This is a genomic window from Streptomyces roseochromogenus subsp. oscitans DS 12.976, assembly GCF_000497445.1.
Taxonomy (GTDB): domain Bacteria; phylum Actinomycetota; class Actinomycetes; order Streptomycetales; family Streptomycetaceae; genus Streptomyces; species Streptomyces oscitans.
This window is the reverse complement of record NZ_CM002285.1, coordinates 6,790,945-6,800,175: the sequence shown is the minus strand read 5'-3', so window position 1 is coordinate 6,800,175 and position 9,231 is coordinate 6,790,945. Positions and strand designations below refer to the sequence as shown.

9 protein-coding genes are annotated in these 9,231 nt (G+C 70.6%); 5 read left to right on the top strand and 4 right to left on the bottom strand.

Annotated features, from left to right (window positions below; translation table 11 throughout):
• Positions 1 to 151: 151 nt before the first annotated feature.
• The 3 genes from M878_RS79090 (at position 152) to M878_RS79080 (ending at position 4,176) form a co-directional block, all read left to right on the top strand.
• Positions 152 to 847: a response regulator transcription factor gene (locus M878_RS79090; protein WP_023551060.1), complete on the top strand. Its 696-nt coding sequence runs from the start codon at positions 152 to 154 to the stop codon at positions 845 to 847.
• Entirely contained in the window at positions 844 to 2,118 is a 1,275-nt protein-coding gene (locus tag M878_RS79085) for a sensor histidine kinase (RefSeq protein ID WP_023551059.1), read from the top strand. Before M878_RS79090 ends, M878_RS79085 begins: the two co-directional genes overlap by 4 nt.
• A 117-nt stretch (positions 2,119 to 2,235) precedes the next feature.
• Positions 2,236 to 4,176 (top strand): glycoside hydrolase family 9 protein, encoded by a 1,941-nt coding sequence (locus M878_RS79080; protein WP_023551058.1) that lies wholly within the window; start codon positions 2,236 to 2,238, stop codon positions 4,174 to 4,176.
• Here M878_RS79080 and M878_RS79075 read toward each other — a convergent pair.
• Positions 4,145 to 4,609 carry an ATP-binding protein gene (locus tag M878_RS79075; protein WP_023551057.1) on the bottom strand — a complete coding sequence of 155 codons (465 nt, stop codon included), beginning with the start codon at positions 4,607 to 4,609 and terminating at the stop codon, positions 4,145 to 4,147. The genes M878_RS79080 and M878_RS79075 overlap by 32 nt on opposite strands.
• A 117-nt stretch (positions 4,610 to 4,726) precedes the next feature.
• On the opposite strand from M878_RS79075, the gene M878_RS79070 reads away from it, so the two are divergent.
• Both M878_RS79070 and M878_RS79065 read left to right on the top strand, forming a co-directional pair.
• On the top strand, positions 4,727 to 5,554 hold the full coding sequence (locus tag M878_RS79070) for a helix-turn-helix domain-containing protein (RefSeq protein ID WP_245238249.1): 828 nt from the start codon (positions 4,727 to 4,729) through the stop codon (positions 5,552 to 5,554).
• Positions 5,551 to 5,853 (top strand): DUF397 domain-containing protein, encoded by a 303-nt coding sequence (locus M878_RS79065; protein ID WP_023551055.1) that lies wholly within the window; start codon positions 5,551 to 5,553, stop codon positions 5,851 to 5,853. The genes M878_RS79070 and M878_RS79065 overlap by 4 nt, the downstream gene beginning before the upstream one ends.
• Here the strand turns inward: M878_RS79065 and M878_RS79060 are convergent.
• The 3 genes from M878_RS79060 to M878_RS79050 form a co-directional block, all read right to left on the bottom strand.
• The gene (locus tag M878_RS79060; RefSeq protein WP_051430127.1) at positions 5,834 to 7,204 is read right to left on the bottom strand and encodes an FAD-dependent oxidoreductase; all 1,371 of its coding nucleotides are present in this window, start codon (positions 7,202 to 7,204) and stop codon (positions 5,834 to 5,836) included. The genes M878_RS79065 and M878_RS79060 overlap by 20 nt on opposite strands.
• A 121-nt stretch (positions 7,205 to 7,325) precedes the next feature.
• Positions 7,326 to 8,201 (bottom strand): geranyl diphosphate 2-C-methyltransferase, encoded by an 876-nt coding sequence (locus M878_RS79055; RefSeq protein ID WP_023551053.1) that lies wholly within the window; start codon positions 8,199 to 8,201, stop codon positions 7,326 to 7,328.
• A gap of 56 nt (positions 8,202 to 8,257) precedes the next feature.
• Positions 8,258 to 9,231: family 2 encapsulin nanocompartment cargo protein terpene cyclase (locus M878_RS79050; protein ID WP_023551052.1), on the bottom strand; the 974-nt coding region annotated here is incomplete at its 5' end.

Sequence of the window (9,231 nt, the reverse complement as noted above, 5' to 3'; positions counted from 1 at the left end):
GCCCCCGCCACAGGCCTGTCCCGGCCCGGCCACCGGCTGGCCGAACGCCCAGAGCTGGCCGAGCGCGCGGGGGCCTGACCGGCCGGAGGCGTCGGCGGCCGGAGCACCGCCGCGTGACACCGCTTCCCTGTGGCCGTCTACGCTCAAGGCCATGCGCGTGCTGGTGGTGGAGGATGACCGGGAACTCGGCCGGGTGGTGCTGTCGGGTCTGCGGTCGGCCGGGTTCGCGGTGGATCTCGCGGACCGGCTGGCGGAGGCGGATCTCAAGCTCGCTGTCAGTGCGTACGACTGCCTGGTGGTCGACAGGGGGCTGCCCGACGGGGATGGGCTGGCTCTGGTCCGGGACCTGCGCCGGGCGGGTGCGCGGGTTCCCGTGCTGATGCTCACGGCGAGGGATGCCGTGGCGGACCGAGTGGCCGGGTTCGATGACGGCGCCGACGACTACGTGGTCAAGCCCTTCGCGTTCGCGGAGCTGGCCGCGCGCGTCGGTGCGCTCTGCCGGCGCGCCGAGCAGCCCCGCCCGCCCGTGGCGGTGGTCGGTGACCTCGAAGTGGACCTGGCTCGACGCCGGGTGCGGCGTTCAGGCGTCCTGCTGACGCTCACCGCCAAGGAGTTCGCGGTTCTGGAACTTCTCGTGGCCCGGGTCGGGCAGGTGGTGTCGCGCACCGACCTGATCGAGTGCTGCTGGGACGAGATGGCGGAGCCGGCATCGAACGTGGTGGACGCGGTGATCGCGCAGCTGCGCCGCAAGCTCGGCGCCCCGGCGGTGATCGGCACCGTGCGCGGTGCGGGGTTCGTGATCGATGCCGGGGAGGGGCCGGCGGCCGGCGGACCGGTGGACCGGTGATCGCCGACAGCCCGGCGGTGTCGCGGCTGAGGCGGCTGCGGTGGATGCTGACCGGCCTGTTCACGTTGACCACCACCGTGTGCCTGGCTGCTCTGGCCGCGGTCGCGCTGGCGATCGACGCCCGATCACGCGCCGATGCGCTGGACGGCGATCTCAACCGGCGGGCTACGGCCTTGGCCCGTGCGGTCTACTACGACCAGGGCGTACTGCACTTGGGGCCGCTGCGCGAGGACGACCTGGTCCAGGGCCCGGCCGCGGTGGCGGTGGTGGAGTGGGACGCGGCGGACCACGCGCGGCAGCGCTTCGCCCGCCGCCCCGCGCTCCTGCCACGGCCGGCCGGGCTGAGCGAGGCCGGTGAGCGGGCCAGACACGACCAGGAGACTGTCGTGGAGCGGGGTACCGCCGCCGACGGACGGACCGTCCGGCTGGCGGCGGCACCCGTGTGGGACGACGACCGGATCGGTGCGGTGGTCGTCGCCGTAGGTGACCCTGCGGCGGGGCAACGCGACCATGACCGTCTCGTGCGGTGGCTCGTCCTCGGCGGTCTGGGGCTTGTGACCGCGGCGGCCGGCGCCGGCCATCTGCTGTCGGGGCGGAGCATGCGTCCCGCGCTGCGGGCCCTGGACCAGCAGGAGCAGTTCCTGTCCGAGGCCGCCCACGAGCTGCGCACCCCACTGGCCACGCTCAGGCTGGTCACGGAGGCCGGTGCGCGGTCACCGGGGGAGTCCGCCAAGGCGCTGGGCGACGCGACGCGACTGGTGGATCAGATGGGGCGGCTGGTGGCCGGCCTGCTGACCCGTGCGCGGGTACAGGTCGGCACGCAGCGGGTGGAGCGGACGGCGCTCCGGCTCGACCAGGTCGTCGAGCAGGTCGTCGGCGAACTACCGGCCTCGGGCGCCGAGGTGACGGTGCGGGCCGAGCCCACGGTCGTGCACGGCGATCCGGAACTGCTGGCCCAGGCGGTGCGCAACCTGATCGACAACGCCCTCAAGCACGGGGCTGCCCCAGGAGAGCGGGCCCGGGTCGATGTGGTGGTCGCGGAGGGCAGGGTCGCCGTGCGCGACCACGGTCCAGGGGTGGCCCCGGCCGCGCGGGAGCGGGTCTTCGGCCGTCGGGCGGCAGGACCTGGAGGGGGTACGGGGATCGGGCTGGCGATTGTGCGGTGGGTGGCCGATCTGCACTCCGGTACCGCGCGCATCAGCGACGCCCCCGGAGGCGGGGCCGTAGCCGAACTGGTCATCCCGCGGGAATCATCCGGTCCGCCCGTGTGACGCCGCGATGGCGCAGGGGCGATGCGGAGCCGTGTGCGCTGTACGCGCTGCGCGGGCGATGTGGGCTGTGCGGGCCGCCTCACGATTTCCTCATGATGCCGTCGGCAGCCTTCTGGCATGTCCGAGCAACACAATCGCGTGATCGTCCTGGCCGTCGCCGGTGTCGCCACCGCCGTCCTCGCTGTCTCCTGCTTGCCGCCGTCCCGTCCCGGAGCCGGCCCGACCGCCGGTCCGCCCGCCGCCGTGGTCCGCGTCGACCAGGTCGGCTTCGCACCCGGCGAGACCAAGCACGCCTACTTGATGACGTCCCGCCCCGCCGACCGGGCGCCCTTCCGGGTACTCGACGCCTCCGGCAGGGAGGTGCTGTCCGGCACGGCCGGGCCCTCCACGGGGCGATGGAACAGCACCTACGGCTCCGTCCGCACCCTGGACCTGTCCCGCCTCACGACTCCCGGCAGCTACCAGGTGGAGGTCACCGGCCCGCTCCACGCGACCTCGCCGAAGTTCCGTGTGGCGCCCGCCCACGAGCTGTTCGACAAGGTCGTCCAGGACAACGTCCGCTTCTTCACAGCGCAGCGCGACGGAGCCGAAGTGGACCCCGGCGTGCTGCGGCGCAAGCCCTCGCATCTGGCCGACCGGCAGGCCACGGTCTATGACACCCCCGTCTACGGTGAAGACGCCGAGCGGCTGCTCGCACCTCTCAAGCCCGTGGGCGGCCCGGTCGACGTCGCCGGCGGCTGGTTCGACGCCGGCGACTTCCTGAAGTTCACGCACACCGCGTCGTACGCCACCGCGAGCCTCCTCCTGGCCCAGCGCACGGCCCCGGCCGGCGGTGCGAAGCCGGCCGAGGAGGCCCGCCACGGGCTGGACTGGCTGGACAAGATGTGGGACGCCTCCTCCGGCACCCTTTACGTCCAGGTCGGCATAGGCGTGGGCGACACCGATGACGGCAGCGGCAAGGTGCGTTCCGATCACGACGTGTGGCGGCTGCCCGAAGCCGACGACGCGATGCGGGTCCGGCCCGGCGACCCCGACTACACGATCAAACACCGGCCGGTCTTCCGGGCCGCACCTCCCGGCGAGCCCATCAGCCCCAATCTCGCGGGGCGGGTCGCCGCGGCCTTCGCGCTGGCCGCACAACTGGACGCCGTAGACGCCCCGGAGCGGGCACGCACGGAACTGGAGAAGGCCGCCCGGATCTACGCACTCGCCGACACCTCGCCGAAGGGCCAGCTGGTCACCGCGTTTCCCCACGGTTTCTACCCCGAGTCGTCCTGGGAGGACGACATGGAGTTCGGAGCCGCGGAACTGGCCCTGGCCGGCGAGGCTCTGGGCGACGACCGGACACAGGAATGGTCGCGTCAGGCCGGCCACTGGGCCAAGCAGTACCTGAACTCGGACAACCTCGGCACCCTCGGACTGGGCGACGTCAGCGCCCTGGCACACGCCGATCTCGCGAAGCTGATCGACGACGGCCGGCCGAGCGGCGAGGTCAGCCGCGCGCAGCTGGTCGCCGACCTCAAGCGGCAGCTCGACGACGGCCAGGCCCGCGCGGCCCGGGACCCCTTCCGCGCGGGTGCCGACTACACGGACTTCGACTCCGTGCCCCACGCCTTCGGCCTGGCCACCACCGCGCTGCTGTACCACCGGGTCACCGGCGACTCCCGTTACGACAGTTTCGCCACCCAGCAGCGCGACTGGGCGCTGGGCGCCAACGCCTGGGGATCGTCCTTCGTCATCGGAGAAGGGTCCACCTTCCCGAACTGCCCGGAGCACCAGGCCGCCAACCTCGCGGGCAGCCTCACGGGCACGGGCGACATCCTCGTCGGCGGCGTGGTCAACGGCCCCAACGACGCGGCCAAACTGAAGGAACTCAACTCCTTCCCGGCCATGCGCCCGTGCCCGGCCGGAACGGGCGACCCCTTCTCCGCCTTCAACGGCCACGGGGGCGGCTACCGGGACCACGTCGGCGCCTGGCAGACCGTCGAGGCGGCCGACGACTTCACGGCGACGGCATTGCTGACGTTCAGCCTCTTCGCACGCGGAGTCTCCGACTGAGCCACGGCGGCATGTCGACCTCGGCCCGCACGGTCTTGCCGGGCGGGTCGCGGTCGACCACCTCCCACCGATCGGCCAACGCGTCCACCAGCACGAGCCCACGCCCCGCCTCCGCGAGCGGCGCGGGCTCGGTCACGTCCTCGGGCCCGGGCGGCCGTCGTTCGTCGTACGTGTCACTCACCTCGACGCGGATGCTCCCGACCAGCCGGACCAGCCGCAGTTCGAAGTCCCGGCCGGGTACGCGCCCGTGGGTGACGGCGTTCGCGGCCAGCTCGGCGACGATCGCCGCGACCGCCTCGGCGGTGTCGGTGCCGTGCGGGATGCCCCAGGTGTCCAGCTGGGCCAATGTGAGATGCCTTGCCAGGCGGGCGCCGCGCGGGGTGGAACTGAGGCGCTGAGTGACGGTGTGGGTGGGGAGGGGTGGTGCGGTCATGGGGCCCAATGTGGTTGATGTGAACGGCACTTCACCAGGTTCGGCCCGCGTACGCTCGCGCAGCGTACGCGGTCACGTTCTGGACAGTACTTGTGACAGGTCGTAACCATGTGCGGCATGGGTACGGGAAACGGCGGTGAGCCGGAGTCGTCGGGCAGTTTGCGGACGTTCGGGGCGGTCTTGCAGGCCCTCCGGGAGTATCACGGGCTGAGCAGGGAGGAACTCGGGGACCTTGTGGGGTTCTCCAAACACACGGTCGCATCCATCGAGTTGGGGAGGAGGATGCCGGACCCGGACTTCGTGGAGGCGGCGGAGAAGGCACTGGGAAACACGGGAGCGTTGAGGAGGGCGGCGGAGCATCTGGAGCGAGAGGCGGGGCTGGCTTCTTGGTTCCGACGGTGGGCGGGGCTGGAGAAGCAGGCGATCAGTCTCTACACCTACGAGTGCCGAATGATTCCGGGACTGCTACAGACAGAGGCATACGCACGTCAGCTGTTCATGGACGAGTTGCCGATCCTGACCGACGAACAGATCGAGGCCAACTGGGTTGCTCGGGCCAACCGCCAGCGGCTGCTGCGGGAGCGCCAGAACAGCGCCTTCAGCTTCATCATCGAGGAACAGGTACTTCTCCGTGGTACCGGAGGCGTGGATATCACGCGTGAGTCCGTCGACCAGCTGCTGGAGATCGCGCAGTTGCGGAACGTCGAACTCCAGATCATGCCCTTGGCGCGAGAGTCACACGCTGGACTGCACGGGCCCATGCAACTTCTGGAGGACCCGAGCAACAAGTGGTTCGCCTACTTGGAAGCACCGGAGTGCGGAATGCTCCTCTCCGACGCAAAGGTGGTCAGCCGTCTCTACGGCCGGTATGCCAGGATGCGTTCACAGGCTCTGCCGCTTCAGGACTCGGTGAGCCTGCTGCAACGGATCCGAGGAGACCTATGAGCACCTCCGAACTCGCGTGGTTCAAGAGCAGCTACAGCAGCAGCGGTTCCGGTGACTGCGTCGAAGTCGCCCTGAACTGGCTCAAGTCGAGCTACTCCAGCAGCGGAGACGGCGACTGCATCGAGGTCGCCCTGAACTGGCGGAAGTCGACGTACAGCAGCGGCTCCGGAGACGATTGCGTAGAGGTGGCCGTCTGCCCGGCCACCATCCACGTCCGCGACTCCAAGGCCAAGGAAGGCCCTCAGCTCGCCCTCTCCCCCACCGCCTGGTCGGCGTTCGTCACGTACGCCGGGGAGTGACCGTCAGGACCTTCAGGGCCACCAGGGGGTGGAACAGGACGGCCGGTGAGGCCACCATGTTCACCACGCGTACGAACCTCGCCCATACGGCCGCGTCCTTCACCGCCACGTGGAACAGACGCGTGTTGTACCAGTGGGCGAAGCGCGCGGCGAGGGGCTGACCCTCCGGGTTCCACATCAGGTCCGAGTTGGTGGACAGCGTCCATGGGCCCAGCACCAAGCGGCCCACCTTCTTCTGGAAACCGCCGGCGAGGCCGTCCAGCCGCCCCGACGCGCTGTGCCGCTTCAGCATGCCCTGCAGCAGCTCCGCCTCCATCGCCGCCACCGTCAGACCCTGGCCGTAGACGGGGTTGAAGACGCAGACGGCGTCGCCGACGGCGAGCAGGCGGTCCGGCCAGTCCTTGACGGTGTGATAGAGCCGCCACTGGTTGTCGGCGTTGGTGTAGCGCCGGGTGGGCTCCTGGGCGGTGCGCCGGCCGATCTGCTCGGCGAGGCGCGGGTTCTGCAGGCTCTCGGCGAACTTCAGATATCCCTCGTCGTCGATCGGCGGCTGGTCCTGGAACCCGAACAGCGAGCAGGTCCAGCGGTTGCGCTCCACGGCGAGCAGGACCCCGGCCCGGGGCACGCTGGGGGCGAACAGCATCTGGTAGGCGACGTAGTAGTCCGGGTGGCCGGGCTGACTCGTGTGCGGCCGGTCGAAGTTCATCGACGTGTACGTGACCTTCGCCTTCACGGTCCGTTTGGGCCGCACCGTGATCCCCATCGCGCCCAGCCAGTCCGTCAGGGAGCTGGTCCGTCCGGAGGCGTCGATGACCAGATCGGCGGCCAGCTCGAAGGGTTCCGCGGCCGCGGGGTCCGAGGCGTCCGTGTGCTGCGAGCGGCATGTCACGCCGGTCACCCGGCCCGAGGGGTCCCGGGTCAGGCCCGTGCACTGGGTGGACGGCACCAGTGTGACCTGGGGAAGCGCGAGCACCTTGCGGCGCAGGCGGCGTTCCAGCTCGTCGCGGGTGAAGGTCTGGATGCGGACGCCCGTACGCCGCCGTGGCGCGAGTCCGACGGGCAGCAGGAAGTCGATACCCTCTCCGTAGTCGAACACCGGCGCTCCCGCCGCGCGCAACTCGTCGCGCAGCCCCGGGAACAGCCGCTCCAGGATCTGACCTCCCTTGGCGAGCATCGCGTGTGCGTGATAGCCCTGCGGAGCGCCCGGATGGACGCCGGTGTCCTCGTCCACGGCGTCCCGTTCCACCAGGATGACCTCGCGGAAGAAGTCGGCCAGGACGCGTGCGGTCACCAGGCCCGCGTAGCTGCCACCGATGACAACGGCCTTGGCCCAAGGGCGATCTGTTCTCATGTCGTCTCCCATCCAACAAAGTCAACGGCACCGCCGAGAGCCCCGACACGGGGCTCGGGAAGCACCCGGGGAGCGCGTGCAGGCCCACGATCATGCGTCCATGGGCCCGCACGCCGTAACGTCAGATCCGGTCGGCCGCGATGAGCAGGTAGTGGAAGCTGCCCTCCTTGTAGGCGGTGAGGAACGGGTCCTCGATGCCGGTAGCCACCGAGGACTTGGCGCGCAGCTCCCAGTAGGGGATCGTGTCCGGGGTCAGGTCCACCACCTGGATCGGCACGAGGTCGTTCGCGGCGAGGGCCCTGAAGTACTCGCTGCGCGGGTGGATGTTGCAGGTGTAGTGCTCGTCGATCCGGCTGACGGCCTTGGAGCGCATACCGGTGACGTCGTTGGAGCAGCCGGTGATGCAGACATAGCGTCCGCCGTACTCCAGCAGGCGCGAGAACTCGGCGAAGAGTTCGAACAGGTCGACGTACATGGTCGTCTCGTTGGTCCAGATCGCCCGGCGGGATCCGGTCTCCAGACGGGTGTCGAGCATGTTGCGGAAGTGGAAGCGGACCTTGTCGGTCACGCCGCGCTGCCGCGCCTGCTCGTTGGCGAAGTCGATCTGCTGCTCGGAGATGCTGACGCCGTCCATGTGGCAGCCGAAGCGGGCGTTGGCCATGAAGCTGGTGCCGCCGCGGCCGGAACCGGCGTCCAGCAGCCGGTCGTCCGGGGTGATGTCGCCGAGGTGGTCGAGGAGTACCTCGGCCTGTGCCGACTCCAGGCGGTGCAGCTCCTCGATGATGCGCTGGTCGCGGGTCTCGGGCGGGCCGGCGAGGACCGAGGGGTCCCATTCGCCGAGGCCGTAGTGGTGGTGGTAGAGGCCGTCGACCTCGCCGAGCTTGATGTTGACTGGGTCCTTCTCCTTGTTCCAGTACTCCGCGACCGACTTCTGGTATTCGGTGCGCAGGACATCGCGCATGGCGATGCTTTCCATCTGGGTGGAGATCTTGGACATGGATGTTCCTTACGTGAAGCGGGGTGGGGAACGCGCGCAGGGGCCGCGCGCTCGGGTCAGGCGGCGGGCTCGGGCGCGGGCTCGGGCGCGGGCTCGGGCGCGGGCTCGTGGGACGCGCTCTCGGGCGACGGGGCCTCGTGGGAGCGGCCGCTGCCCGCGTGCCACTCACGGCTGCCGCCGAGCCAGGCCCAGGTGCCGGCCAGGAAGCGGCGCAGTTCCGGGGAGCCGGTCCGGGCGAGCGCGGCCGCCTCGGCCTCGAAGGTGAGCATCAGCTCGTTGTGGATGCCGACGGTGCGGTCGACGGCCTCCGCCGGCGAGCAGCCGTCCTCGGCGGCGATCAGCCGGGGCAGGCTGAAGTCCGCCGGGTCCTCCTTGGCCATGGAGTAGAGGTCGTTGACGAGCACGCCGGCGGTGCCCGCCTTGGTGAGGGCACGCCGTACGCGGGGGTCGGAGAACTCGCCGTAGGGCACCTCGTATCCGGCGATCGCGTCGATGAGCACCATGCGCGGTACGAAGCTGTTCTCGTGCCGGTGCATCAAGAACTCCCCGACGGGCGGGACGTGCCCGGAGGACTGCCAGCGGCCCTCCTGGTCGCAGGCGTCGAGCATGATGCCCAGCTCGTGGCGGAGCCGGCGCACCTGTGATGTCGTCGCGTACGTACGGAGGTTGCGCAGGCTGTCCCGCAGGGCCCGCATGACCGGGTCCGCCGTGACCGACCTCTTCGAGCTGGGGGCGTAGCCGAGCGGGAGGTGGGACTGGTCGATCACCGAGCGGGCGTCGGCGAGCCGTTGGCCCAGATCCTCCGCGTAGTGGCCGCCCACGGCCCACTCCGACAGCGCGCACTTGGCAGCCGCGAGCAGCCGGTCGGGGTCGTCGGACTCGGGGTGGGCCAGCATGACGAGCCGCCCGAAGTCGGCCTTGCGGATCTCGCCCGACCGCCCCGGATAGATCCCGATCTCCTCAGTCCATTCCACCAGCCGCTCGGTGACGCTCTCCCCCAGGGCGGGGTCGTCCCGCACGGCGGGCGGAC

Bases quoted from the DNA above. Each gene is read 5' to 3' on its own strand.
- M878_RS79055 (WP_023551053.1), bottom strand. From the start codon at position 8,201: ATGTCCAAGATCTCCACCCAGATGGAAAGCATCGCCATGCGCGATGTC.
- M878_RS79075 (WP_023551057.1), bottom strand. From the start codon at position 4,609: ATGACCGCACCACCCCTCCCCACCCACACCGTCACTCAGCGCCTCAGT.
- M878_RS79060 (WP_051430127.1), bottom strand. From the start codon at position 7,204: ATGAGAACAGATCGCCCTTGGGCCAAGGCCGTTGTCATCGGTGGCAGC.
- M878_RS79065 (WP_023551055.1), top strand. From the start codon at position 5,551: ATGAGCACCTCCGAACTCGCGTGGTTCAAGAGCAGCTACAGCAGCAGC.
- M878_RS79090 (WP_023551060.1), top strand. From the start codon at position 152: ATGCGCGTGCTGGTGGTGGAGGATGACCGGGAACTCGGCCGGGTGGTG.
- M878_RS79070 (WP_245238249.1), top strand. From the start codon at position 4,727: ATGGGTACGGGAAACGGCGGTGAGCCGGAGTCGTCGGGCAGTTTGCGG.
- M878_RS79080 (WP_023551058.1), top strand. From the start codon at position 2,236: ATGTCCGAGCAACACAATCGCGTGATCGTCCTGGCCGTCGCCGGTGTC.